The 25,632-nt window shown below is 60.7% G+C and carries 18 protein-coding genes; 12 read left to right on the top strand and 6 right to left on the bottom strand.

Annotated features, from left to right (window positions below; translation table 11 throughout):
- Positions 1-3 precede the first annotated feature (3 nt).
- Genes B9A12_RS17485 through B9A12_RS02795 form a run of 3 tightly spaced genes read right to left on the bottom strand, consistent with a single transcriptional unit; the run spans position 4 to position 6,019 of the window.
- The gene (locus B9A12_RS17485) at positions 4-4,446 is read right to left on the bottom strand and encodes an FAD-dependent oxidoreductase (protein ID WP_084056057.1); all 4,443 of its coding nucleotides are present in this window, start codon (positions 4,444-4,446) and stop codon (positions 4-6) included.
- A gap of 14 nt (positions 4,447-4,460) precedes the next feature.
- Positions 4,461-5,132 carry a response regulator gene (locus B9A12_RS02800; protein ID WP_084056054.1) on the bottom strand — a complete coding sequence of 224 codons (672 nt, stop codon included), beginning with the start codon at positions 5,130-5,132 and terminating at the stop codon, positions 4,461-4,463.
- A gap of 44 nt (positions 5,133-5,176) precedes the next feature.
- Positions 5,177-6,019, bottom strand: a complete 843-nt coding sequence (locus B9A12_RS02795; protein WP_212636808.1) for a glycine cleavage system protein H — start codon at positions 6,017-6,019, stop codon at positions 5,177-5,179.
- A 500-nt stretch (positions 6,020-6,519) separates the two neighbouring features.
- Here B9A12_RS02795 and B9A12_RS16875 point away from each other — a divergent pair, with 500 nt between their 5' ends.
- A complete protein-coding gene (locus B9A12_RS16875) occupies positions 6,520-6,690 on the top strand; it encodes a hypothetical protein (RefSeq protein WP_170920294.1) in 171 nt (56 codons plus the stop codon).
- Between the two features lie 12 nt (positions 6,691-6,702).
- Here B9A12_RS16875 and B9A12_RS02790 read toward each other — a convergent pair whose 3' ends face one another.
- The 3 genes from B9A12_RS02790 to B9A12_RS02780 are packed head-to-tail and all read right to left on the bottom strand — an operon-like array spanning position 6,703 to position 9,460.
- On the bottom strand, positions 6,703-7,275 hold the full coding sequence (locus tag B9A12_RS02790; protein WP_084056049.1) for a hypothetical protein: 573 nt from the start codon (positions 7,273-7,275) through the stop codon (positions 6,703-6,705).
- Positions 7,272-8,651: a sigma-54-dependent transcriptional regulator gene (locus B9A12_RS02785; protein WP_084056047.1), complete on the bottom strand. Its 1,380-nt coding sequence runs from the start codon at positions 8,649-8,651 to the stop codon at positions 7,272-7,274. Before B9A12_RS02785 ends, B9A12_RS02790 begins: the two co-directional genes overlap by 4 nt.
- A 32-nt stretch (positions 8,652-8,683) precedes the next feature.
- Positions 8,684-9,460 (bottom strand): sensor histidine kinase, encoded by a 777-nt coding sequence (locus B9A12_RS02780; protein ID WP_170920293.1) that lies wholly within the window; start codon positions 9,458-9,460, stop codon positions 8,684-8,686.
- Positions 9,461-9,691: 231 nt separating this feature from the next.
- Between B9A12_RS02780 and B9A12_RS02775 the strand changes: the two genes are divergently transcribed.
- The 11 genes from B9A12_RS02775 to B9A12_RS02725 all read left to right on the top strand — a co-directional run bounded on the left by B9A12_RS02775 (position 9,692) and on the right by B9A12_RS02725 (position 25,629).
- Positions 9,692-11,683: a cache domain-containing protein gene (locus B9A12_RS02775; RefSeq protein ID WP_084056041.1), complete on the top strand. Its 1,992-nt coding sequence runs from the start codon at positions 9,692-9,694 to the stop codon at positions 11,681-11,683.
- Positions 11,676-12,071, top strand: a complete 396-nt coding sequence (locus tag B9A12_RS02770) for a response regulator (protein ID WP_170920292.1) — start codon at positions 11,676-11,678, stop codon at positions 12,069-12,071. Before B9A12_RS02775 ends, B9A12_RS02770 begins: the two co-directional genes overlap by 8 nt.
- A gap of 775 nt (positions 12,072-12,846) precedes the next feature.
- Positions 12,847-14,904 (top strand): acetate--CoA ligase family protein, encoded by a 2,058-nt coding sequence (locus B9A12_RS02765; RefSeq protein WP_170920291.1) that lies wholly within the window; start codon positions 12,847-12,849, stop codon positions 14,902-14,904.
- Between the two features lie 137 nt (positions 14,905-15,041).
- Positions 15,042-15,881 carry a sugar phosphate isomerase/epimerase family protein gene (locus B9A12_RS02760; RefSeq protein ID WP_084056036.1) on the top strand — a complete coding sequence of 280 codons (840 nt, stop codon included), beginning with the start codon at positions 15,042-15,044 and terminating at the stop codon, positions 15,879-15,881.
- Positions 15,882-15,935: 54 nt separating this feature from the next.
- A complete protein-coding gene (locus B9A12_RS02755; RefSeq protein WP_084056035.1) occupies positions 15,936-16,931 on the top strand; it encodes a TRAP transporter substrate-binding protein in 996 nt (331 codons plus the stop codon).
- 285 nt (positions 16,932-17,216) lie between these two features.
- Positions 17,217-17,687, top strand: coding sequence for a TRAP transporter small permease (locus B9A12_RS02750; protein ID WP_084056033.1), 471 nt, complete (start codon positions 17,217-17,219; stop codon positions 17,685-17,687).
- Between the two features lie 13 nt (positions 17,688-17,700).
- Positions 17,701-18,981 (top strand): TRAP transporter large permease, encoded by a 1,281-nt coding sequence (locus tag B9A12_RS02745; RefSeq protein WP_084056031.1) that lies wholly within the window; start codon positions 17,701-17,703, stop codon positions 18,979-18,981.
- A gap of 133 nt (positions 18,982-19,114) precedes the next feature.
- A complete protein-coding gene (locus tag B9A12_RS02740; protein WP_084056028.1) occupies positions 19,115-21,238 on the top strand; it encodes a PAS domain-containing sensor histidine kinase in 2,124 nt (707 codons plus the stop codon).
- Positions 21,235-21,633, top strand: a complete 399-nt coding sequence (locus B9A12_RS02735; RefSeq protein ID WP_084056026.1) for a response regulator — start codon at positions 21,235-21,237, stop codon at positions 21,631-21,633. The genes B9A12_RS02740 and B9A12_RS02735 overlap by 4 nt, the downstream gene beginning before the upstream one ends.
- A 157-nt stretch (positions 21,634-21,790) precedes the next feature.
- Positions 21,791-22,234: a 2Fe-2S iron-sulfur cluster-binding protein gene (locus B9A12_RS17930; protein ID WP_084056025.1), complete on the top strand. Its 444-nt coding sequence runs from the start codon at positions 21,791-21,793 to the stop codon at positions 22,232-22,234.
- Positions 22,120-25,629, top strand: coding sequence for an FAD-dependent oxidoreductase (locus B9A12_RS02725; RefSeq protein ID WP_084056024.1), 3,510 nt, complete (start codon positions 22,120-22,122; stop codon positions 25,627-25,629). The genes B9A12_RS17930 and B9A12_RS02725 overlap by 115 nt, the downstream gene beginning before the upstream one ends.
- Positions 25,630-25,632: the final 3 nt, after the last annotated feature.

Raw genomic sequence — 25,632 nt, 5'->3', positions numbered from 1 at the left:
TCGTCAGGCTAAGGCGGTCTTAATGACCGCGTAGAGTTGCTGGTTTGTGAATCCTTTGAGCGCAATCGCCTCAGATGGGCAGACCGCCGCACACGCGCCGCACCCTTTGCACAGCGCGGGGTTGATCCGGGCCGCACGCATTTCTTCGTCGAACCCGATGGCACCAAAGGGGCACACGTTCACACAGCCCATGCATCCCGAACAGCGCGATGCATCCACCACTGAAACCACTCCGCCGACCCGGATGGCGCGGGAGGCCAGGACGGTCATGGCCCGGGATGCGGCGGCCTTGGCCTGAGCGATGCTTTCTTCCAGCGGTTTGGGATAGTGGGCCAGACCACAGACGAACACCCCTTCCGTGGCGAAGTCCACGGGACGAAGTTTCTGGTGAGCCTCCAGGAACCAGCCGTCGCTGTCCATGGGCACCTTGAATAGCTGGGCCAGGGCGTTATTGTGGTGGGAAACGATGGCGCTCGCCAGGCACACCACGTCGGCTTCCAACGCCAAGTCTCGCTCCAGGATTGGTTCGCGGAAGGTAACGGCGACCCGTTCTGGGCCGGGGGTTACCCGGGGGGGAGATCCGGGGCTGTAGCGTATGAAGACAATCCCCTGCGCCCGAGCTTCCCGATAGAGCGCTTCACGTTCCCCGTAGGTGCGGATGTCGCGATAGAGCACGTAGATGTCCGCGTCGGGATTCCGCTTCCGGCACTCCAGTGCGCTCACCATGGTGTGGGTACAGCACACCTTGGAACAATAGGCACGGGTGCTGTCCCGGGAACCCACGCACTGAATGAAAACGATCGTTCGGGCCGTGGCGACCACCTGATCGTTGCTCTTCAAATGCTCGTCCAGTTCCAGGTGCGTCATGACCGCCCGGTGGGCACCGTAGCCGTAGATGTCCGGCTTCCATTCCTTGGCTCCGGTGGCGATGATCGTGACCCCATGGTCGACCTCGTGGCGTGTCTCACCGCACGCCAGGCACGTGTGGAAGTTGCCCACAAAGCCTTCCACGGATTGGATCTCCGTTTCCAGGTGGACCGTGACCAGCGGATGGTTTGTCACCTGCCCGACAAGCTCGTTGAGGGCATCGGCCACATCGTCTCCGGCAGCCGTCTTGTGGAGTCGGTTGGCCTGTCCGCCCAGTTGCTTCGATTTCTCCACGAGGACCACGGGGTACCCGTGACGAGCCAAGGAAAGGGCGGCCGTCATACCGGCCACGCCGCCACCCACCACCAGCGCTTTCTTGCTCACCGGCAGGGAGGTCTGTTCCAAGGGTTCCAGCAGCAGGGCCTTAGCCACGGCCATGCGCACCATGTCCTTGGCCTTGCGCGTTGCCCCGTCCGGATCGTCGCCATGCACCCAGGCGTCCAGGTTGCGGATGTTGGCCATCTCCAGCAGGTACGGGTTCAACCCGGCTGCGCTCAGGGTCTCCTGAAAGAGCGGCTCATGGGTTCGAGGGCTGCATGCGGCAATGACAACACGATTGAGTTTTTCCCGGCCGATGATCTCGGCCATCTTTTCCTGAGTATCCTGCGAGCAGGAAAAGAGGTTCTCCTGGGCATAGACCACACCGGGAAGCTCCTTGGCATAGGCCACCACCTCGGGGACGCGAACCACACCACCGATGTTGATACCGCAGTTGCAGATGAAAACCCCGATTCGTGGTTTTTCACCGGTGACATCCCTCGGAGCGGGCAATTCCACGGTGCGGGTACGACTGTAGCGCGCGTCGCAAAGGGCTTCGGTGGCGGCACAGGCGGCCGCGCTCGCCTCCATGACCGATTGAGGGATGTCCTTAGGACCGGACAGTGCCCCGCAGACATATACACCCGGTCGCGATGTGCTGACCGGAGCAAAGATTCGCGTTTGGGCAAAACGGCCCGGTGAAAGGGAAATCCCGAGACGTTCGGCCAGTCGCACCGTTTCTTCGGAGGATTCCAGCCCGGTTGACAGCACCACCAGGTCGTAGTCCTCTTCCCGCATCCGGCCGTCGCCGTCCACATACCGCAGGCGCAGGTCGTCCGATCCGGCCACCGGTTCCACGGAATGGATGCGCGACCGAACGAAGCGAACCCCGCTGGCCTTGGCCTTTTCGTAGTAGCGTTCGAAGTCCTTCCCGTAGGTCCGCATGTCCATGAAGAAGATGGTCGTTTCCAACGGATACGGGCTGTGTTCCCGAGCAATCACGGCTTCCTTCACTGCGTACATACAACAAACTGCCGAGCAATAGCCGTTGTCGCAATGGTGCATGTCGCGCGATCCGACGCACTGGAGCCAGGCAATGCGGCGCGGTTCCTTATGGTCGGAGGGACGCACCAGATGACCCTGAAACGGACCTGTGGCCGAAAGGATCCGTTCGAACTCCAGGGCCGTGATCACATTGGGGTGATCCGCATAGGCGTAGGTGTCGTAGCGCGACGGATCCACAGACCGGAAACCCGGCGCCAGAATGACGCTGCCCACCTCCAGGCGGACCTCTTGGGGCCGCTCATCGTGACGGACGGCTTCAGCTCGACACGCCTCGACGCACGCCAAACATTCGCAGCATCCCATGCAGTTGAGACACTTTTTTGCTTCGCTTCTCGCCTGCATTTCGGACAAGCCCAGGTTCACCTCCCGGAAATTGGTGATCCGTTCGGATGGATCCCGTCGGGGCATCGTCGCCCGAGGCCTCGGCGTTTCGTTTTCCGGGATGGGCATGAAATGCCGGCGAAGGGGTTCCAGGCTTTCCCGATCGGCTCGAAGGTCTTCGCCGTCCACGTAGCGCCGGATCGATTCGGCGGCTTCCCTTCCGGCGGCCACAGCGCCGATGGCCACCCATGGGCCGCTGCAGACCTCTCCGCCGGCGAATACGCCCGGGCGCGGCGTCTCAAAGGTCACGGGGTCCACCTGAAGGGTGGCGAAACGCTCAGTGGGAAGGCTTTCCGCTTCAGACAGACCGGCCGTATCCGGCGTGCGGCCCAAGGCGGCGATAATGAGCGGGGCTTCGATGAAAATGTCGCTTCCCGCCTCGGGAACGGGACGTCGGCGTCCGCTTGTGTCCGCTTCCTTGAGCGTCGTGCGCACACATCTCAGACCCCGTGCCTGTCCCGATTCTTCCACGACCTCCACGGGAGAAACCCTTGTCAGCACACGAACGCCTTCTTCCACGGCTTCCCGGTAGTTTTCCGGTCGAGCCGGGAGTTGATCCAGGTCACGCGAGTAGATGACGATCACCTCCTCGGCTCCTAACCGCCGAGCGGACCGGGCGGCGTAGAAGGCCGTGTCGTCGCCTCCCACCACCGCGACCTTGGTCGGCACCTCGTCCAGAGTGCCTTGCTGGACCCTCCTGAGGAAGTCGACTCCCTGCATCACCCCGTTGGCGTCTTCGCCGGGAATCTGCAGCGGTATGCCCTTGGGCGCTCCCGTGGCGACGAAAACGGCCGCATACCCCTGGGCCAAAAGGCCGTCGATGGTGACGTCACGGCCCAGAGCTGTTCTGCAACGCATCTCCACGCCCAGTCTTTTCAAGAAACCGACTTCCCTATCCAGGACGTCCTTGGGCAGGACGTAGTCGGGAATGACATACCGCAGCATGCCGCCCACTTCCTCTTCGGCTTCGAAAATGGTGACGGAAAATCCATGCCGGGCAAGAAAGTAGGCCGCCGAGAGCCCCGCAGGCCCTCCTCCCACCACCGCCACCTTCTGGTTCCTCTTGGGACCGGTGGTGACGTGCAGATCGGAAAGGTCCACCGTGTCGGCGATGAAACGTTTGAGGTCGCAGATGGCGATGGGCTCATCCACATCTTTTCGCCGACATGCGCTTTCGCAGGGATGGGGGCATATCCGGGAAATGACTCCGGGAAAGGGCAGGGTGCGGTAGATGACCTCCAAGGCTTCCTTGTAGCGGCCTATGGCGGTCAGGGCCACGTAGGCGTGGGCGTTCACCATGCCGGGACAGGCGCTGGTGCACGGCGATCGATCCAGTTTTTCAATGGCGTAGGCGCCCGGTATGGCTTGGGCGTAGTGTTTGTGGATGGCCTTGTGGGTGCCCAGGCCCTGTTCGAAACGATCCGGCAGGGATACGGGACAGACCTGAGCGCAGTCCCCGCAGCCGGTGCACCGTTCCACATCCACATAACGGGGCTGTGTGCGCACGGTGGCGGTAAAGGCGCCTTCTTCGCCTTCCAGGTGAAGTAGTTCGGATGACGTGTGGAGCTCAATGTTGACGTGCCGGCCGACCTCGACCAGTTTGGGTGAGAGAATTCACATGGAGCAGTCGTTGGTCGGGAAGGTCTTGTCCAGCTGGGCCATAGCTCCACCGATGGCCGGTTCCTTTTCCACCAGATGAACCAAATAGCCGGAGTTGGCCAGGTCGAGAGACGCCTGAATCCCGGCGATACCCCCCCCGACAACCAAGACCGTTCCCTCGGTCTTGGCGGTGCCGTGCATCTTTTCAGTTTTCATCGGGTAGTCCTCGCTTACCAGATTTCTGCGCCGAGACGAGTCATGAGCCAGTTGTAATGATGGGTGTCCAAGAAGCCGAGTTGCTCCTGAAGCCAGTGCAGGTCCCCCGTGACAAGAGCGTATCTTTCCGCTGCATTCAACTCGTAGCCGTCTAGAGCACGGGACTGCCCGTAGAGCAGCGCGGCGTTGAAGTCCGGATCTTGGACCGCCCTTTCCAGAACGCGCAGGATCGCATCCCGATGAACCAGCGTCTCCTCCTGTGCATCCATACCCGGGGTGCTTTGCCGAACGGCTTGGGTGGCTTGTGCCGCGGGAAGGTCCCTTCGCCCGAGGACCGCTTGTACTGCGCCCAGGAGCTGTTCGGGGTCGAACGGCTTTTCGATGTAGTCGGCCGCGCCGAGCCTCATGGCTTCCACCGCGGACTGAACGGAACCGTAACCGGTGATCATCAGCACCGGTACATGGGGCTTGGAGGATTTGATGTCCCGCAGCACGTCCATGCCATCGATTTCCGGCATCATGATATCGGTCAGGATCACGTCGTAGTTGTCCCGGAGCGCCTTTTCCAGGCCTTCCCGGCTGTTCAGGGAGACGTCCACTTTGAAATTCCCCTCAGCCAAAATCGCTGATACGGAATCACAGACGACCTTTTCATCATCAATCACAAGAGCGCTTACAATTGACATGGTGAACCTCCTTCAAATAAGCCCACTTCAATGGGCGGCTGCGTTCAGGTCCGTAAAAAGGCGCTTTGAAGATCTTTCCAGGAAACACCGGTGCAGTGGCCAACCACGTCGTTCACGGCGCCGCCGTCCGGGTAGGTTGGCGCGCCGGGATTCAACAGCTGCAGAAGCATTTCATGTTCTTGTTGGATCCAACCCAGAACCCCGTCGCCGTCCTTGAGTGTCTTGGCGTCTTTTCTCACGTTGTCCGGCTCTACCACCATGAGCCAACCATCGCCGTAGGGATCCCTTCTCGCGGCAAAAGGCTTCTCGGCGGCTCGGGTATTGAGCGCTCGGACCGTTCCAGTGATCGGGGCCAAAACGTCCGCCTGGTCGCTTCCCCGCCGAAACTGGAAGCCCGCATGCGAAGCGCGGAGACTTTCGCCGGTCAACGGCAGGTTGAAACAATCCGGCGTTCCAAAAACGCGGTAGGCGAAATCGTCCAGGCCGACCCGCACCCGGCCTCCATCTTCCACGCGAACCCACGTGTGGCCCACGTGGTAGAAACGATCCAAGGCCACGGCGTAGCCTTCCACCCCCTCCACACTCCCGGTGGGCGCCGGCACCGCCACTTCTAAGGCATCTTCAAGCATCTGATCGTAGGGACAGCGAAAGCACTCGTAGTTGTAAGGGCACAACCTCCATGTGCTGCGCCCGCTCAAGGTGTGTCGGCATCGACGCTGCCCCCACGTTTTCTCTTGCATCCGCTGAGGCCACAGGATCCTTTCCGTCCGAGTCTCTCCCGCAGGATCCCTGTTGGTATTGGAGGACGACTGGGCTTTTCGAGCCATGGCCTTGTCGAAGGCGCACGAATGGCAATCGTAGTGGTTGTTGCAATACTTTCGAGCCACCAGGCCGGCATCCATCCAAATGCACGGTCTTTTTTCTGCTGTTGTCTGTCTGGCCGTCCCCATCGTAGCTTCCTCCCTGTGGGTGTCTTCGGCGTTGTGGTTTGTTGCGTCGCCCCTTGGGCAGAGCAATGAACGTGCCGAACAGGAAATGAATGCGTATCCAATGGAAATAGAAGGCATTATCGGTTTAGTGGTGGACCCTTCGTGAGATGCTGCGAAGGAGCCCGTGTGTGGTAAAAGGCAACGGATGGGGCCGGGTGGCGGCGCAACAGCCCCGAGAATCGGCGTGTGCCCAAGAAGTGGTAAAAAGCCACAGGGTGTGAAAAAATCCTTCCTTTCGACGACGGACGGGAATTGGGAGGATCGGGTCTGGGCAGTGGGAAGATCGTTCCCGGCCCGACGGACGGTACCGAGGAACGGGGGGGACGGAAAGACGCTTGTGATTCGGCAGGTGGTTTCGTAGCATAGGCGGGGTATTTCTGGATAAGGAGGAGGAAGGGATGGGTCAATGCGCCCGATGTGGAAAAGAGACAACGGAACGCTACTGCGAACGGTGCCGCTCCGAGATGTTGTTTGATGACGGCTCGGGGGGACTTCCCGATTGCTTCGATTGGGCCGCCGGAAGACGGGAGACTCTCGAGGCGTCGTCCGACGATGAGGACTCGCCCTGACGGGGGAGGGCGTCAATCGGGGGAGGACAGGTGTTTTGCGAGGCTTTCTTGGAGCAGCTGTGCGCAAGCGGGGCAGAAGGAGGGACGTCTTGTATCGATTTCTTCCAGGGTGAGGCACAGCCGCATGGCGCACAGGGGATCCAGGCAGTGGTGCAGCCCGAAACAGTGCCCCATTTCGTGGACGGCCTCCTTGGTCAGGCGATCCACCACGAGGCGGCGTCGTTCCCGGTGGAGGCCTTCCGGCGGTAGCAATGGGTGACAGGAAATCACGGCACAACGTCCTCCCAGCTGGGCTTCTCCGAAGACGTGGGAAAAGATGGGGCTGAAAAGTCTCATCGCCGTAACGGCCAGAACCTTCACGGGGCCCGAGGGAGCCTTATCTTCCAGCAGGGTGAGGATGCGGCGGGAATTGTACTGGGTTCGGGCGGAATCAAACCCTTCCGGGGGCAGGGGCCACGGGCTCATCTGCCGGGTTTCCATGCGGAAGGTGTGCACAAGGGTTCGAGCCACGGCCTCCAGGTGTTTCGGGTCCACATGGCCCAAGGGGATCAGGGCCATCCAGGGATGGGACGATGGCCTTTTCATGAGAGGGTCTTGGTCTTTCGAAAGCCGTATCGTTTCATCTTTTTGTGCAGCGTGGTCCGATCGATTTCCAGGGCCCGGGCGGTCTTGGACACGTTCCAGTCGAACCGGTCCAGCATCTTCAGGATGTGACGTTTTTCCACTTCTTTGAGGCTGGTGGGTTCGGACTCTTCGTGCTGGCTCAAATCCTCCGCCGAGATTGCGGCCTCCATCTGAAAGGGCAAATGCCCCGGCTGGATGGCCGGTCCGCTGTGGATGACCACGGCTCTTTCGATGACGTTTTCCAATTCCCGGATGTTGCCGGGCCAGTCGTAGCGGATCAGCCGCTCCATGGCCTGCGGGCTGATGCGGTCGAAGATCTTGTTACATTCCAGGCTGTATTTGCGCATGAAATGGGCGGCCAGCAAGGGGATATCCTCTTTTCTTTCCCGCAGGGGAGGTACATGGAGGGTGACCACGTTGAGCCGATAATAGAGGTCGCTTCGAAAGAGGCCCATCTCCACGGCTTTGGGAAGGTTGCGATTGGTGGCCGAAATGACCCTCACATCGACGTCAATGCGCTCCGTACCTCCCAGTCGAGTCAACTCCCTTTCCTGGAGCACTCGGAGGAGTTTTACCTGGGTTCTACGGTTGATTTCGCCCACCTCGTCCAGAAAGAGGGTTCCACCGTCGGCCAGTTCGAAGCGGCCCTTTTTCATCTTGTTCGCACCGGTGAAGGCTCCCTTTTCGTAGCCGAACAGTTCGCTTTCAAGGAGGCTTTCGGGCAAGGCCGCACAGCTGACGGGCACAAACGGATTATGACGCCGCAGACTTCTGGCGTGAATGGCCCGAGCCACCAGTTCCTTGCCTGTTCCCGTCTCGCCCGTGATCAGCACGGTGGCGTTTGTTTCGGCCACGCGGCGGATCATTTCGAAGATCCGTTGCATGGTGGCGCTCTTGCCTATTAGGTTTTCCAGGGTGAACCGATCCGGGAAGCGTTCCGGGATTTTCGGTTCCCCCGATAGAGATCGGCGTTGCTGAACAACGGTGCGAAGCATCCGGGTGAGCTGTTCCACGTCGAGGGGCTTGACCACATAGTCGTAGGCCCCTTCCTTCATGGCCGATACGGAACTTTCGATGGAGGCAAATCCCGTCATGATGATGACGACGGTCTGGGGGGCGATCTTCTTGATCTGGCGCAGCACCTCAATCCCGTCACCGTCGGGGATGCGCAGGTCCAAGAGCACGATGTCCCAGCTTTGGTCCTGGAAGGCTTGGATGGCTGAGGATGCGTCCGCCGCCGTGTCGACGACGTAGTTTTCCTCTTTGAGCCAGTTGCTCAGGGACAAGCGAACCAGCTCGTCGTCATCCACCACGAGAATACGCGCATTTGCGGCCATGTTTCCTCCATGATCCTCGTACGGGTGTGGTCTTAACGAGTTCCGGAAGGGCCGGCCTTCACTTCTGGCAGTAGGATAGCCATTCGAGTGCCGCCGGCCTCGCAGCGCTCTATGCGAAGATGGCCTCCGTGCTGCTCGATGATGGTGCGGGCGAAAAAGAGTCCCAGCCCCAGCCCTTTTCCATTTTCCGGCTGCTTGGTGCTGAAGAAAGGTTCAAACACGGCATCGGCGTGTTCGGGGGGAATGCCGGGACCGGTGTCGGTTACCGCCACGCCTATCCATCGGCCTTCTTGGGCTTGCAGGGGTTCAATGGTGAGGGTTCCGCCGTGGGGCATGGCGTCCAGGGCGTTTTCGATCACGTAGTTGAGGGCATCGCGGATCCGATCTGGGCAGGCGTAGACGAGACAAGGCTCATTGTGTTCCCGAATGAGGATGCGGATGTTTTCGGCCCTTCTGGTTTCCACCAGGTTTCGCGCCGCCTCGATTGCTGTCTGCAAGGGGTCCAGGATCCGGATCCGCACGGGGCCTCGGTGGGAAAATCGAAGGAAGGCTTTAGCCAACTGGGCGCTTCGATCAGCGGCCCTTTCCAGGTGGGCCGTGTCCTGTCGAATGTCTTCGATGCGGTGGGCCGGAAACGGGTCCTGGCACACCAGGCGAGAGAGAATCTTGGAAAAAGTTACCACGCCGGTGAGAGCGTTGTTGATTTCATGGGCTATTTTTCTCACCGACGCGTGGGCATTGCCCAGACGGCATGCCAAGTCGTAGGCTTTCTGGTCCACAGGGGCGTTGAATTCGCTCGTCATCGTCATCTCTTCCTGCATGAGGTGTGTTTTTCCGCAATAGACGACACATGCTAACACTTAATGGTTTTTCGGAAAACCGGGTTTCTGGTATGACAGCGCTCGGTAGCCGAGAAGCGTAACGGGCGGGAGGGAGTGCAGGGTGCCAGAAAGCCCCCAGGCCATCCGATCCATGGGACTGTGCGCTTCTTTCAGTGGGGAACTGGAGAGTCTAGACGTGATTCTTGCCTGGAGAGGCCGATGAATATGGATATTACCAAGAGGCTTCCTTTCTACAATACGACACGAACCAAACTGATCGCCAGCTTTCTGGGGTTTTCCTTTCTCATCGGCGGTGTTCCTTTTCTGGTTGGCGGGCGGCTTCTCTACAACACTTTCTTGCAGGAAGCCAAAACCCGTATCATCCAGGACCTGAATGCAGCTAGGCAGATCTACGATGACTGGTCGGAACACGTGGCGGTGGCCCTCACCGTGGCCGCCCATGGAGACGATTTTCGCAAAGCCTTGACCTCCGGAGACGCGGCCGCGCTCCATTCCATCGTACGCCATGTGGCGGATGCCGGAAGGCTTGACCTGGTCGGGGTCGTGGGCGGCGACGGGCGCACCCTGGCCGTTTCGGTGGATGATGTGGGGGGGACGCTGGCTGGGCTTGAGCCCATTGCGGCTGCGCAGATGTCCATGCGTTCGCATCGTGTGGTCAAGGGAACCATGGTTCTTCCCCGGTCCTATCTGGCCCGCCTGGATCCGGATCTGGTGGATCGGGCCCGCATCCCGGTGCGAAATCCAGATGGGTCTCCCAAGGGGGATCAGCGCGTAGAAGACGCCATGACCCTTTCGGCCGCGGTTCCAGTGATGGAGGGAAATCGATTGGTCGGGGTGCTTTTCGGCCTTAAGATCCTCAACAAGAGTCCGGACATTGTGGACACGGTGCGCGACACCCTGTTTCGAGACGAGACCTACCAAGGCAAAAAGGCAGGGACGGCCACCATCTTCTACAAAGACATCCGCATCGCCACAAACGTGATGGACCAAAACGGTGCGCGGGCCATCGGCACGCGCGTTTCCCCGGAGGTGGCGGAGCAGGTGCTGGGAAAAGGGCTGCGATGGCGCAATCCCGCTTTCGTGGTCAACGACTGGTACATCACGTGCTACGAACCTATCGTGGATCTTTTGGGGAATCGAGTGGGGATGCTCTATGTGGGTGTCTTGGAAAAGCCCTACGCCGACGTTCGTAATCGGGCCCTTCTCCTTTTTGCTGTCTTGAGTGGGGTGGGAATGATCGCGGCCATTGGTCTGGGGTATTTTCTGGAATGGAAGATCATGCTGCCCATCTACCGGCTGAGCCATGCGGCCGTGGAAGTTTCCAAAGGAAATCTGAATCCCAAGTTGGGCTTCATGGCGGGGGGAGAAATCGGTATCCTTCAGAAGACGTTTATGGATATGCTTCAGGCCATTCGAGAGAGAGAATGGCGGCAGAGGGAGGAGACGGAAACGAAGCTCCTGATGGCCCAAAGGCTGGCCAGCGTGGGGCGACTTGCTGCGGGGGTGGCGCATGAGGTGAACAACCCCCTCACGGGAGTGCTCACCTTCGCGCACATGTTGCTCCGCCGGGAGGATCTGGGCGAGGATGTGCGGGAGCAGCTCAAGGTGATCGTGGACGCCACCGAAAGGGTGCGTCGGATTGTCAGGGGCTTGTTGGATTTTTCCCGGCAGACGCGGCTGAAGACCCAGCCCACGGACATCAATGCAATGGTTCGCCAGACCCTGCCACTTGTGGCGAATCAGGCCCTGATCAAGGGGATTGCCCTGGAATTCCGGGAAGGGGCGAACCTGCCCAAGGTGAGCGTGGATGCAGAGCAGTTAAAGAGCGTTCTGCTGAACCTGGTCATCAATGCCTTGGATGCCACGGATCCGGGAGGGTCCATTACGGTTAAGAGTCGGCTGGCGCTCTCGGCCACCAAGGAAGGGGACAGTCGCCGGGGTGTGGAAATCGCCGTCGAGGATACCGGCTGTGGCGTACCGCCGGAAGATTTAGAAAAGGTGTTCGAGCCTTTTTTCACCACGAAGGAAGTGGGCAAAGGGACAGGTTTGGGCTTGGCTGTGGCCTATGGAATCGTGGCCCGGCATGGGGGCATGATGCGGGTACGCAGTGAGCTCGGCCAAGGAACGGAGTTCACCATTTGGTTGCCATTGGGTGATGATGACAATGACTGGAAAGATTCTCGTGGTTGATGATGATCCTTTCGTACTCGGAAGTTGCCGGGTAGTCTTCGATGCGGAAGGAATGGAAGCGGTGCTGGCGGCCAGCGCTCAGGATGCCTTTTCGTTGATCGAGAAAGAGCGCTATGATCTGGCGCTGGTGGACGTGAAGATGCCCGGGATGGACGGCATGGAGTTTTTACGGCGGGTGCGGCGAAGGCCGGAGCCTTTTCCCGTGATCCTGATGACTGGCTACGCCACGCAAGACACGCTGGACGCCGCCGCCAAAGAAGGGGCCGCCTTGGTATTGCCCAAACCCTTCACCCCTGACGAGCTCCTGAACGCCGTGCAGGGGGTACTGCCCCCTGCCGGGCAGGCGACTTCGCACGGTCCTCCAAAGGGTGGGGACCTGACGGACTAAGCGAGCGGCCCGTGCGATCTGGAATGGCACGGGATGCCCGGTAGCATTCCTGCCTGCGCTAGCGGACTCAGGCACCTTGTGCTCGCCTCTCCTGATCCACACCAGGCACATGACGGGCGGCCCGTCCGTTGAGGCCCACTCCGCCAATGCGGCCCAGTTCCAAAGAGAGCGGTCCCGGCGGCTTGTCCGAAAAGGTGCTTCTGCAAACGAGACATCTCTTCGTACGCTTTCTGTAGGGGCGATCCGGCGGGTCAGACCCCTTTCGAGCTGCAAAGCCTGTTCACTCTCATGCTGGCAGGACGCGTCGTCATGGCCGTCCCAAACCGCTCGGTCCGCATGAAAACGAACCAAGTTGTCCGTATCCGACAGCTTCCTTGCGCGATCGTCTCTGACGGCCTGACGGTGATGCACGTATCGCCGCCGATCCTCTGACTTCTGATCCCAATTCCATGATTCTTTTCTTGCCGAAGCCGACGAGAGGCAGTCGCTCCTTCCAGTCTTTGCTTCCCAGGAGCTTCAGATCCTTGTGGCGCTTCCTCATCCTTTCCCCGAGACCCAGCAGTTCCAAGCGATCGACCAGGGAAGCTCCGCTCCAGGGTGTCAGCCCGGTCTTTGCCAGATGACTGCAAACAATGTCCTTTCTTTTCCGTTCTCATATAAAACTTCACGCTGGCTGGAAGTTGTGGCAAGTTTTGGAAAACTGAATGGGCGGTCGGACGAGAAGCCCTCAAGGGGATCGCCTTGGAATCGGAGTTCGGTAAGACGGAGGGGACGGATGGATCTCTTTTTCGATGCAGCGAGTGTGGCCGTTATCGGGGTTTCCAGTTCACCGACAAATCTGGGCAGAGCCATTGTCTATAGCTTGATGCAGTTTCAGTACCAGGGGCTGATCCATCTGGTGGGGCCCAAGGGAGGGGTCTTTCTGGGCCACAAGATTTATCCGAGTATCCTGGATGTGCCCGATCCCGTGGATCTGGCGGCCGTTTTGGTGCCGGCACGGGCGGTGCCGGAGGTGATCCGCCAATGTGGGCAGAAGGGTGTCAAGCGGGTGGTGGTGGAATCGGCGGGATTCCGTGAGCTGGGGGACGACCGTCGGGGATTGGAGCAGGAGATTCAGGCCGCCTTGTCCCAATACGGGATGCGCATGATCGGCCCCAACTGCATCGGCGTGATCAACCGGCACACGGGGTTGGCCGTCCCCTTCATGCCCATGCGCCCGGAAACGGATCCCGGTTCGGTGGGGATCGTCTCCCAAAGCGGTGGGGTGGGGGCCATGGCGATCAACAACTGTGCCGCCGAAAACCTGGGGTTTTCCAAGTTTGCCAGCATCGGCAATAAACTGGATGTGGACGAGAACGATGTCCTGGACTACCTGGTACAAGACGATCAGACCCGCGTTGTCTTTGCCTACCTGGAAGGCATCGCCGATGGGCGCCGACTCATGGAGATTGCCGCGTCATCCGCCAAACCGATTGTGGTGCACAAGTCCAACCGGGGCGGTTCGGGATCCATCATCGCCAGGTCCCATTCGGCCTCGCTTGCCGCCGACGATGCGGTGGTGGATGCCGCATTGCGTCAAAGCGGCATTTTGCGGGTTTGGGACCAAACCGAAGCCCTTCGCGCCATCAAGGGATTTTCACTGCCTCCCATGAAGGGTGCGCGCTTGGCGGTCATCTCCCGGTCCGGAGGACATGCGGTGATGGCGGCGGATGCGGCCGATGAACTGGGCTTTGTGCTTCCTCCCTTTCCCAAGGAGCTGGTCGAGGCGGCGGAGCGCCATGCCCGTGCGGGGGTGATCCAGTTCCACAACCCCATGGATCTGGGCGATGTGTTCGATCTGGAGCTTTACAAGGCCCTGGTGGCGGAAAGCATTCAACGGGAAGACGTGGACGGCGTTCTTTTCATCCTCAACTATCAGGGGATCTTTGACGCCGATCCCTGCCGAAAGCTCATCCCGGAACTGGGGCGGATCATGCACAAAGCCGGCAAGCCCATCGCCGTGTGCGTCTTCACCATGCACGAAGAGCTGGCCTTGAACAAGAGGGCGGCGGGCTTCCCCATTTTTGAGGACCCCCGGGATGCGCTACAGGCCTTGGCCTGGAATCGGGACCACAAAAGAGGCCCCGTGGAAGTGTTTGCTGCCGAGCCGCCGGAAGGGGTCCGCCGAAAAGAGGCCGAACGCCTTCTGAAGACAGCCGAAGCCGGCCCGGCCGCGCCGGATCTTCTGGCGCAATTGCTGGAATGCTACGGCATCCCCGTGGTGCCCTGGGCCGTGGCGTCGGGGGAGGACGAGGCGGTGGAAGCGGCCCGCCGGTTGGGATTTCCGGTGGCGCTCAAGACGGCCAATCCGCAGGTGGTGCATAAGAGCGACCAGGGTGCGGTGATCTTGAGTCTGAGCACGGAAGAGGAGGTGGGCCGGGCCTATGGGCGATTGAAAGAGTTGGGCCCCCGTGTTCTGGTCCAGAAAATGGCCCAGCCGGGCCTGGAATGGCTGGTGGGAGGCCGCCGGGACGATGCCTTCGGCCCTGTGGTGGTCACCGGCTTGGGGGGCATCTACGTGGAGGTCTTCCGGGAGACGGCCCTGCGGGTGGGGCCCGTGACGGCGGAGCAGGCGCGGGCCATGCTGAAAGAATGCCGGGGATCGGCCCTGCTGCGAGGCGCCAGGGGACGAGCGGTACTGGATGAAGAATCACTGGCGGATTGCGTGGCCAGGCTTTCCTGGATGCTCCACGACCTGCCGGCCATCACCGAACTGGATCTCAATCCCGTTTGCGTGTATGAGAAGGGGGTAACGGCGCTGGACTGGAGAGCAACCATCGGAGAAAAGGCTTAGAGGAGTCTCCTCTTTGCGCTTGTGGAGCACATACCATGACGACCTGGCCCCCGACGCCGTGGCTCGGACGATCTACCTGACGACGAACCGCCTGATCCAAACGTCCGGGCGACCAACACTGTTGATGGGAGAAGACCATGGAATTTGCTTATAGTGCGGCTTCCTTCAGACTTCGGAGCCTTCGGGAAGCGGTGAATGCCATCGCCGAGGGCGGTTTCCGTGCCGTGGAACTGTTGGCGGACCGCCCCCACTTGTTTCCTCAAGACTTTCAGGCGTCTCGGATCGATGAACTGTCCCAGTGCCTGGAAGATCGCAAGATGAAGGTGGTGAATCTCAACGCCTGTTCCGTGAGTGCCCTGGGTGACGGCGTGCGTCCTGCCTGGATTGAAGAAGACTGGAAGCAAAGGGAGTTGCGGATCCGCTACACTCTGGACAGCCTCCGGCTGGCGGCGGCCCTGGGGATACCCAGCGTGACCACCAACGGCGGCGGCCCGATTCCCGAGTCCATGAACGAGAAGGAAGCCTGGCGGCTGTTTGTGGCCAACATGCATCGCGTGCTTCCCTTGGCCGTCAAACTGAAAGTTCGGCTATTGGTTCAATGTGAGCCGGAAAGCCTGATCCGGTCCAGTACGCAGCTCAAGAAGCTCATGGAAGAACTGAGCGACTTGGATGCCCTGGGGGTGGATTTCGATCCGGTGCACGCCTGGTGCGAGGGAGAAGATCCCTGTGAGGCGTTCGAGAGGCTTCGGGAACACGTGGTTCATATCCATCTGTCCGATGGGGGCGAGGACCGCAAGCACCGACACCTTCCGTTGGGAGAAGGAGCCATGGATGTTGTCCGGTTCTTGCGGTGTGTCCAAGAGACGGGCTACAGCGGAGCCGTCACGGTTCACGTTTCTTCGGCGGAGCGGGAGGCCGCGGAGGTGGTGGAAGCGGCCGTCTCGTACCTCAGGCAGTGGGGGTTTTGGCGTGACTAGCCGTACCTGCCGGAACCCCTGAAACGGTGCTTTTTCAGGGAAAAGGAGTGGAGCATGAAGATCTGGGCGAAGCGGCTGGTGCTCTTGTGTGTGGGATTGTTGGTCTTCGGACTGCCCCAGGCCTGGGCGGGATCGACCATCAAGCTGGGCGTGGTGACCAAGCCGGGATCGGCTCAAAACGTCTGCGCAGAAAAGTTCAAGGAGCTCCTGGAGGCGCGCTCTGATTACCAGGTCAAGATCTACCACAGCGCCTCCCTGGGAACCGAAACCCAGATTCTTCAGCAAATCCAAATGAACACGGTCCAGATGGGCGTGATCACGGCCGGCCCCTTCGACGTGTTTGTTCCGGAAGTGCGCGTGATCAACTACCCGTTTCTTTTCGCCAATGCCCAGGAGGTGGACCAGATTCTGGACGGTCCGGCCGGCCGGAAGCTGCTCAAGGCCCTGGAAAAGGCCCGGTTCAAGGGACTTGCCTTTTCTGAAAACGGCTTCCGCCATCTGACCAACAATGTGCGACCGGTCCACACGGTGGACGATGTGAAGGGGATCAAGATTCGCGTGATGGAATCGGCGCTCCACAAGGAACTCTGGCGGCTGCTGGGCGCCAACCCCACTCCCATGGGCTGGCCCATCTACACGGAGCTGCAACAAGGTACCATCGACGCCCAGGAAAACCCGCTCTGGGTCATCTGGACCTACAAGCTCTACGAGGTCCAAAAATACCTCTCCCTCACAGGGCACGTCTATTCGGCCCACATCGACGTGGCCAACCTGGATTGGTTCAACGGACTTCCGCCCAAGGATCGGGAGCTGATCCAGCGGTGCATGCAGGAAGCCGCCGTTTATCAGCGAAAATGGAATCGGGACAACGAGGCGGATTTCTTAAGCAAGCTCAAGGCCGCCGGCATGGTCGTGGATGAACATCCGGATCTGGCCACTTTCCGAGCCAAGGTGGCGGACATCCGGAATCTGGACATCTACAGCGGAAAGGACATCCAGGCCATGCTGCAGACCTTCATGGAGGCGGTGAGTCACATCCGGGGTCAGTAGGCGCTTGAGGTCCCTCTCTTTTGCCCCTTCCGACGCTTGGGGGGTCCAAGGCGTTGGGCAAAGCCAAGGAACCCCCTTCCGTTGCGTCTTCCGATGGGAAGGAGCATGGGTTCGGAACGTGACGGCGCAAGAGGGCCGGCGGCACGAGGGGATGGGGACGGGCGCCGTGCCGTGCCATCTCCACACAGGTTCAAGGCGGATCTTGGCATGTGCCGCGGGGTCCCTCGATTCCCTGTGGCTGCCGCCGAGGGCTTCCGATCTCTTTCACCACAACGGGTGTGACCGATGCAATGGGTGTTTTGGTTGAGTGAGCGCCTCAACGGCCTCGTGGAAGGCTCCCTTTTTGTCTTCGGGTTTTCCATGGCCATCATCACCGGCGTTCAGGTCTTCTGCCGATATGTGCTGAACCACTCTCTGTTCTGGTCGGAGGAGGTGGGACGCATGCTGCTGGTGTGGATCACCTTCCTGGGCGCCACGGCGGCCTACAAACGAAAGGCCCACGTGGGGATCGATCTGGTGGTCCGCCGGCTTCCGCCTCCAGCGGAAAAGGCGGCGGAACTGGTGGTGCTGGCCCTTTCTCTCATCTTCTTTTTCGTGCTGGTCTTCTATGGCATCCAATTCATGGGTTTCATCGCGGGTCAGAAGACGGCGGCTTTGGGTATTCCCATGGGGCTTGCCTATGCGGTCATTCCCCTGAGCGGCTTGATCTTCAGTGTCCACGCCTTGAGTCAGTTGCTCCAAGCCGTGAGAAAGTGAGTCACCTGGGATCATGATGGCAGTCCTTCTTTTTGGCATCATGGCGTTGCTCTTTGCGTTGAACACGCCCATCGCACTGGCCATCGGCCTGGGGTCTCTGGCCGCCCTGATGGTCCACGGGGGCTTCCCGCTCATGATGGTCATCCAGCGCCTCTATGCGGGGGTGGACTCCTTTCCGCTCATGGCCGTCCCTCTCTTCATGATCGCCGGAGCCCTGATGGAGGTGGGAGGGATCTCGCGGCGTGTGGTCTCCTTGGCGGAAGCCCTGGTGGGCTGGCTCCCAGGAGGGCTGGCGGCGGTTTCCGTGGTCTCCGCCATGTTTTTCGCCGGCATCAGCGGCTCGGCCGCCGCCGACACGGCGGCGGTGGGAACCATTCTCATCCCGTCCATGATCCGGCGTGGCTACGACAAGGGCTTTGCCGGCGCGGTGCAGGCGGCGGGCGGATCCATCGGGGTGATCATCCCGCCCAGCATCCCCATGATCATCTTCGGCTTTCTCACCGGGGCAAGCATTGGTAAGCTGTTTGCGGCGGGGATTTTGCCGGGGTTTCTCATGGGAGCGAGCCTGATCGCAGTGTCCACCATCGTCTCCATCCGCCGGCGTTACGGTACGATGGAAGGCTTTTCCGCATCCCGGTTGTTGCGCCGTTTATGGGACGCCAAATGGGCCTTGGGGGCTCCCGTGATCATTTTGGGCGGCATTTTGGGCGGTGTCTTCACGGCCACGGAATCGGCCGCCGTGGCCACCCTTTATGCTCTGTTTGTGGGCCTTTTCATCCATCGCCAGTTGCGCTGGCGGGATCTGCCCTCGCTTTTCATTCGATCCACCCTCACCTCCAGCCTCATCTTGTTCATCATCGCCGCCGCCTCCATCTTCAGTTGGTTCATGGCCATCGAAGACATCCCCGCTCAGTTGGCGAAGACGCTCCTTTCCGTCACCACCAATCCCGTGGCCCTGTTGATTCTCCTGAACCTGGTGCTGCTGGTGGCGGGGACCTTTGTGGAAACCACCGCGTCCTTGATCCTTCTGGTGCCGGTGCTGATGCCCCTGCTGCCCAGCCTGGGCATTGATTTGATCCAGCTGGGGGCCATCGTGGTGGTGAACCTGGCCATCGGCATGTTGACGCCCCCGTTGGGGATCTGCCTGATCGTGTCCTGCACCATTGCCGACTGCCGCCTGGAATCGTTGGTGCAAAAAATCGTGCCCTTCCTTGTGATTCTCTTGGTGGACCTTGTCCTCATCACCTTCTGGTCTCCCTTGACCTTATGGATTCCCCGGCTCCTGTTCGACTGACGCCTGCCGGGAAAAGGACCATGACAGGATCGGGCCTTTGTGATAAATTTTCCGTAACCACATGTTTCCGTAACCACATGCACATCATTTGCAACTTCCCACAAGCCGGCAAACCCCTGACGATGGGGGGGGAATGGAATTTCTGGAACGGCTCAGGTTGAAAACGTCCATCAGCGTGGTCTCCCTGTCTCTCATCTTTTTCGTGGTGGCGGCCGCCTGGCTGGGTATTCGCACGGCCATCCTTCCCGCGCTGGATACGGCCGTAAAGGAAGATCTCATGGATCTGGGCCGCCTCTTGGATCGCTGGGCGGCGGAAAAGCGTTGGTGGGGGGCGAGGTCGGGCCGGGAACTGGAAAACCGCCTGGGCTTCTACCCGGGTTACCGATATGTGACCGTTGAAACCCAGGCCGGGCGTCCCTTCTTCAGGGCCGGCGATGTTCCTGCACGGGACGCAATCAAGTGGCGTTTGCAAGATCGAAGAGGCCCGGTCGTGCTTCGGCGCTGCACGGATTGTGGGCGGGACCTTTTTGAAGTGGTGGTGACTCCAGATTCCCCAGAAAGCTCGGCCCACGGAATGATTCTCCGGGTGGGGGTTGAAGCCGGGCTCATGTGGCCCATGAGACAGAAGCTTTTTTTGACCCTCGCTTCCGTCACGGCCCTGATCCTGGTGGTGGGTTTTTTCGTCAGCCGATGGTTCACCGATCGGATCACCCGGCCGGTTCGGGAGCTTCTGGCCATGACGGATCTTATGGCGCGCGGAAGGCTTCAGGAAGTGATCGAGCGCGGGGAGCCCATGCCCGCCTGCAAAAAGAGACTGGAGCCCTCCACGTGGGCTCGGACGCTGCCCACCGACGCGGGAACGTGCCCCCATCTGGTGGACGATGCGGGCGCCGTGGTCGGGGGACGGTGGCCGTGGGAGGGATTTTCACTGTTTCCAATCAGGAGGCAAAACGATGCGGAGTCCGGTCTCAGCGAAGTGTGCCGGGAATGCCCCGTTCTGGAGAAGGCGGGAGCCAATGAACTGACGCGCCTGATCCTCAGCTTCCGGTTCATGGCTGCAGAACTTCGCGCTTATCAGGAAAGGCTCCGCCGGCGTTATGAATTCGAGGAAAGGCTCCTGGAAGCGTGCCCGGACGGAATCATGGCAAGCGATCACCAGGGCACGATCATCCTCTACAACAAAGGGGCGGAGCGGCTCTTGGGCTATACGGCGACGGAAGCCGTCTACGGCCTCAATGCCGGGGACATCTACCCGGAAGACGGAGCCCGGCGCGTCAAGGCCGCCCTGTTGAGCGACGAATACGGCGGACCGGGCGTTCTGGTGGATTACACCACGGAGGTGCTCACCAAGGAAGGTCGGCGCGTCCCCATTCGACTTTCCGCCACCCGCTTGGAAGAGGATGGCGGCAGGTTCAGCATCGTGGGCTATTTCCATGACCTGAGCGAGATCAAGGCGCACATGAACGCGCTGGTCGCCGCCAACCGGGAACTGAACTCGGCCAACCGGGAGCTGGAACGGCTGAACCGGTACTACCTGGAAATGATCAGCTTTGTCACCCATGAACTCAAATCGCCCATCGCCAATGGATACATGAGCGCCAATGCCCTTCGCCAGGAGATCTTCGGCCCTCTGGTGCCGGAACAGAAGGCCATGGTGGACGCCATCTGTGCCAACCTGGAACAGTCCATGGAGATGATCCGGCACTACCTGGACCTGTCGCGCATCGAAAAGGACGAGTTTCCCGTCCATCCTAAGTCCGTGCGGCTGGATGAGGAGATCGTGCAGCCGGTGCTCCAGGGGCTGGAACCAGCCATTCGGCAAAAGGGCATGGAGGTGGAAAAGAACATGCCGACGGATCTTTCCTGGGCCTTGGACCCCGAGCTTTTTCGGGGGGTTCTCACCAACCTGTTGAGCAATGCCGTCAAATATGGTGAAAATCAAGGGAAGGTACGCGTTTCGGCCTTTGAGACGGCCCACGGCCGGCTTCGGCTGGAAGTGTGGAACAGCGGCCCGGGGCTGAGTGCCGAGGATCAAAGCAAGCTCTTTCGAAGGTTCCAGCGGCTGCCCTCCGCACGCCGGTCCGCCACGCGCGGCACGGGCCTGGGGCTGTTCATCGCAAAAACCATCGTGGAACGCCACGGAGGCAGGATTTGGGTTGAAAGCTCCAAAGGAGAGGGAGTGAATTTCATCGTGGAGGTGCCTTCCGGGGTCAATCAAGGCCCGGATGCGCCACGGCACGGGGAGGGAGTGGAATGAGTGGAAAGCGCATTCTGATCATCGACGACGATCCCAGTTTCCTGGAGATTACCGGGGCTATTTTGAAGCGGTTCGGCTATGAGGTGTTGACCGCCGGCAACACCCAGGACGGCTTGAAGCTCCTTGAAGAAAGCCGACCGGATCTGCTGGTGCTGGACATCATGATGGCCACGGTGGACGAAGGGCTCCAATTCGCCGTGCAGCTGCGCCAGAAGGAGACGTTTCACAAGCTGCCCATCATCATCGTTTCGGCACAGCCCGAAACGGAAAAGGGCTACGCCCGGAGCGTGGAAGACGATCTGGACTGGATCGCGGCGGACATCTTCATGGAAAAACCGGTGGACCCCCAGGCCCTGCGCCATAACATCGACTTGCTCCTGAAACGACAAGAATAACGAACAGTCCTTGTTCCGGTTCGCCTGAACTTCCTGTTCACCGCGCCCGTTGTTGATCCGGCCCCATTCCCCCGCCTTTTCGATTCTCCTTTCAAACGCCCGCACCGGCGGTAGGTGCCGCCCGACGAGTCAGGACGACAAGCGCCGCAACGGGTCCATGCCGTCGCGGTTCATCACTGTCTCCAAACGGTTTTCAGGCCTGGTCGTGACGACCAAGGATGGCAAGGATCTAGGGTCATGGGTGATGGAACATGAGACATGGACGATCGGGGACGCGCCCGTTGCGCCCTCGGGCTCCCATTGCCCGCCACTCATTAAGGAATACACGGATCACGGATTACGGTGTGCGACTTTCATAACCTCGGTGCGGAGGACGGCTATGTCGAAGACGGTGACGGTCACAATCGATGGGCGGACGATACAGGCTCCCCAAGGGAGCACCATCCTGGAGGTGGCACGACGTGAAGGGATCCATGTGCCCACCCTGTGCTACACCCATCTGCTGCCCCCCTGGAAAACTGCAGGCTGTGCGTGGTGGCGGTGGAAGGCGAAAAGCAATACAAGGCCGCGTGCAGCACGCCCGTTTCAGATGGCATGGTGATCCGCACGACGGGCCCGGAGCTGCTCCAAACCCGCAAGCTGCTCCTGGAACTCCTGCTCGACACCCATTACGGCGATTGCGTGGCTCCCTGTTCGCTCACCTGCCCGGCCAACGTGGATATTCAGGGCTATCTGGCCCTGATTCGACACGGCGAGTACCTGGAAGCGGTCAAACTCATCAAGGAAAAGATCCCCATGCCGGCCAGCATCGGCCGGGTGTGTCCTCATCCGTGCGAAGGCGCCTGTAGGCGTCACCTGGTGGATGAACCCGTCAACATCAACCACTGCAAGCGGTTTGTGGCCGATTTCGAGATGAAGACGGGCCGGCGGGTGCTGCCGGAAGTGCCGGAAAGCACGGGACATCATGTGGCCATCGTGGGAGGAGGCCCTGCGGGGCTGAGCGCCGCCTACTACCTGCGCTCCATGGGGCACGGTGTGACCATCTTCGAGGCCCGTGACAAGCTGGGCGGGATGCTCCGCTACGGGATCCCCGAGTATCGACTCCCCAAGAAGATCCTGGACTGGGAGATCCAGGGGATCCTGAGCCTGGGAGTGAGTGTGCGCACGGGTGTCACGTGGGGGCGGGACTTCACGTTGGATGATCTGAAAAAGGAAGGCTACGGGGCCATCTTCTTGGCCATCGGAGCCTGGGCCAGCCGCAAACTGGGCATCGTGGGAGAAGATTTGCAAGGAGTGGAAAGCGGTGTGGAGTTTCTGGAAAACATCGCGGCTGGAAAGTCCGTCCGGGTGGGGAAGAGGGTGGCGGTGATCGGCGGCGGCAACGTGGCCATCGATGCCGCTCGATCCGCCCTGCGTTTGGGAGCCGAAAAGGTCACCATCCTCTACCGAAGGTCCCGCAAGGAAATGCCGGCAAGTCATGAGGAAATCGAGGAGGCCGAAGCCGAGGGAGTGGAGATTCATCTTTTGGCGGCTCCCACCCGGATCCTGGGTGATGGCAAGCAAGTGGCCCATCTGGAGTTCATTCGCATGGAGTTGGGAGAGCCGGACGCCAGCGGGCGGCGCCGACCCGTTCCCATCGAAGGGTCGGAAACCCTCATGGACGTGGATCAGGTGATCAGCGCCATCGGTCAATATCCCATGGTCCTGAGCCAAGAACAGGATCCCGGCATGGAGGGCATTCCCATCACCCGATGGAGCACCATCGGCGGCGATCCTCGCAGCATGCACACGGGCCGGGAGATGATCTTCGTGGGAGGGGATCTGTTCCGGGGTCCCATGACAGTGGTGGCGGCCCTGGCCGACGGTCGCAAGGCGGCCTATTCCCTCAACCGCTTCTTCCAGGTGGGGGAAGTGCAGCCGGAACCGCTCCATTTCAACATCAGCAAGGGCGACCTGGAGTCCATCGACAAGGCGCCTTTCGAGATCTACAAGGTGCTACCCCGGGAACGAATGCCGGAAATGGAGCCGGCCAAGCGCCTAGGCGGTTTTGCGGAAGTGGAACTGGGCTTCGATGAAGCCCAGGCCCAACGGGAGGCGCAGCGGTGCCTGGCGTGCGGCTGCAGCGCCGCCTTCGACTGTCGCCTTCGGGAACTCATGAACGAGTTCCAGGTGGATTGGAGGGAGCAGCCCTCCAAGAAGATCCATTTCCAGCGGGTAGCGGCCATCGATACCCATCCAACCATCGCTTTGGACCCCAACAAGTGCATCCGGTGCGAACGGTGCGCCGTGGCCTGTCGCATTTTCCAGTGCAGCGACGCCATCGATTTCAAGGACTGGCCCCGTTTCACCGACAAGTGCGTCTCCTGCGGTCTGTGCGTGGATTTGTGCCCCACCGGGGCCTTGATGGAAAAACGTCAGGGAAGGGCGGTGGAGCGCCTCCATTGGCAGTCCGTACCCAGCCACTGTGTCCAGTGCGGATGCGGGTGCGAAGTGGACCTGAAGGTCAAGGGGGGGCGGCTGGTGTGGATCGCGGACGGCCGGGATGTGCCTCCCAACCATGCCTCCACCTGTTCCCGGGGACGTTTTCGGGCCTACGACGACCAGTGGAAGGAACGGAGGGTGTTGCGACCCCTGGTTCGGGAAAACGGAACGCTCAAAGAGGCGAGTTGGGGAAAGGCGGTGGACCGCGTTGTGCAAGGACTTCGGGCCATCGCGGAAAAGTACGGGCCGGAAAGTGTGGGCGCATTGGCCTCCTTTAGTGGAAGTTGCGAGGGGCTTTATCTCCTGCAGAAATGGATGCGCCTGGGCCTGAAGACCCCCCACATCGACTTTCCCGAAAGAGGGGCGGTGGAAGCTCTGGTGCGGGCCGTCCACCTGGCAGGGGAAGGCTTCGCTCTGTTGGCTCCCCTGGCTTCGCTGGCACGGGCTCCGAGGATTCTTAGCATCGGCGAAGCGTTTCAAACGGCCCCGGTTCTCGGCACCTTCGTGCGTCGGGCCGTTGGAAACCGCGGCGCCTCGCTCATTTGCTTGGGGCCCCCAAACGCCTCGGGGCCGCAAGGCGCAACGGACCCGCTGGAGGTGGAACCCAGTCAGTGGCCCGCTTTTCTCTCGGTACTGGCCGCCCGGCTGATGGAGAAAAAAGGCGTCCCGCCCGATTCGGATCGCCTTGGAAAGCTAGAGCAAGAGGTGATGCGAACGGCGGATGCCTGGTCGGTTCCCACGTCCCTAAAAGACAGGCTGGAGGCCTTGTGCGAAAGACTGGCGGCGGAGCCGGGGTGGGCCATGGTGGTGGACGCCGCGGCCTTGAACCGCCTGCCCGAAAGGGGCCGCATCGCCGCCTTCCAGTCCTTGGCGGCCCTGGCAGTGGGTACGCAAGGGGAAGGGCAGAGCGAGGGAGCGGGGATCTATCCTGCCTTGGCAGGGGCCAATTCCCTGGGGGCTCTCCTGGTGGGGGCGGCCCCGGCCATGCTTCCCGGATGGATATCGCTGGACGATGCGGCGGCTGTGGCAAAGGTGGCCGGAGTGTGGGAGGCCGGGGATCTTCCCGCAAGACCTTCCGTGGGAACGATGGAGGCACTGGCCCAGGGCCGGCTCAAGGGCCTTTTCGTGCAGGAAAGTCGGCATCTGGCCGCTTCGGGAAGCCCGGCCATGGAGGCGCTCCAAGGGGTGGAATTTCTGGTGGCTCAGGAAAACGTGGCGGGTCCCGCCCTGGAATGGGCCGATGTGGTGCTCCCCCTGGCGGCTTTCGGCGAGCAGCGAGGGAGCATCGTGAACCAAGAAGGGCGGTTTCTGGAACTGGCGGCCGCGTTGGAGGCCGGAGGCGAGAGCCTGCCCGATTGGGAGGCGTTGGCGCGGATCATGGCCGCCGACGGCACCCCGTTTCCACAGAGCTTGGAGGCCGTCTATGCCGAATGGAAAGAGCTGCTGCCCGGCTGCGGCTCTCGGGATTGGCTCTCCCTGGTCCGGGAAAAGGCCCGATTGAATGATGTGTGCTGATAT

It is taken from the genome of Desulfacinum hydrothermale DSM 13146, from assembly GCF_900176285.1.
Lineage (GTDB): Bacteria > Desulfobacterota > Syntrophobacteria > Syntrophobacterales > DSM-9756 > Desulfacinum > Desulfacinum hydrothermale.
This window is presented reverse-complemented; position numbering and strand designations above follow the sequence as displayed.